Below are 797 nucleotides of genomic sequence, written 5' to 3'. Positions count from 1 at the left end.
GATGAACGTACCGAGGTCCGTGGTGGGTGCCCAGATGCCGTTCGACCCCCTGGCCGGGTGGTATGGGTACGCGTCGGGCCGAAGTCGCACCCAAGGGGTCGCCCAACTCGATTGTCAGACCCGGCGATTACTGTCGCAGGTAGTCGAGAGTGCCCGTCGGTGAGTGCGGGCCGAAGGAGCGCCGTCCCGTGAATGCCGTGAGCCCTGAGAGCGTCGTGCGTGACGCCTACTCCCCCGTGCCCGAGCTCAACCTGCTCAAGGAGTTCCTGGACCGTTCCGGGGACCATCTCGGCGCGATCGGCTTCGAGTTGTTCGACTGGAACGACGACCTGGACTGGTTCTGCGGCGCCGCTCCCGACGCGTACCTGGACCGGCTGATCCCCTTCGCCTACGCCACGTCCTCCGGGTCGTACTACGCGTTGTGGCGCTGCGACGACCGCTCCGACCTGGCCACCCTGCCGGTCGTCTTCTTCGGCGACGAGGGCGACCTGCGGATCGAGGCCGCTGACCTGCGTGAGCTGTTCCAACTGCTCGGCGCCGCCCCGGACCCGGAGGAGCTCGACGACCTCTTCGATACGGACGACCCGGAGGGCCGCGAGGACCGGGAGCGGTTCGACGTGACCCTTGCGGAGTACCAGGCGTGGTTGCGGCGGGAGTTCGGGCTCGCACCGCTCGACGCCGACGAGCAGCGGGTCGGCATGCACACGCTCCGGTTCACCCACTGGATCGCGGAGTTCGCGGACGAAGGGCTGCTCCGCCATGTGACCCGCACGCTCGGCGTGCAGCAGGGTTAGGAC

At 68.4% G+C, this 797-nt stretch carries 1 protein-coding gene; it reads left to right on the top strand.

Annotated features, from left to right (window positions below; all coding sequences use genetic code 11):
- The first annotated feature begins 197 nt into the window (after positions 1 to 197).
- Positions 198 to 794, top strand: coding sequence for a hypothetical protein (locus tag GUY60_RS37990; RefSeq protein WP_223178788.1), 597 nt, complete (start codon positions 198 to 200; stop codon positions 792 to 794).
- The last annotated feature ends 3 nt before the right edge of the window (positions 795 to 797 follow it).

It is taken from the genome of Streptomyces boluensis, from assembly GCF_009908195.1.
GTDB classification, from domain to species: Bacteria; Actinomycetota; Actinomycetes; order Streptomycetales; family Streptomycetaceae; genus Streptomyces; species Streptomyces boluensis.
Note: the sequence above shows the minus strand (reverse complement) of the source record. Positions and strands in the feature narration are given on the sequence as shown.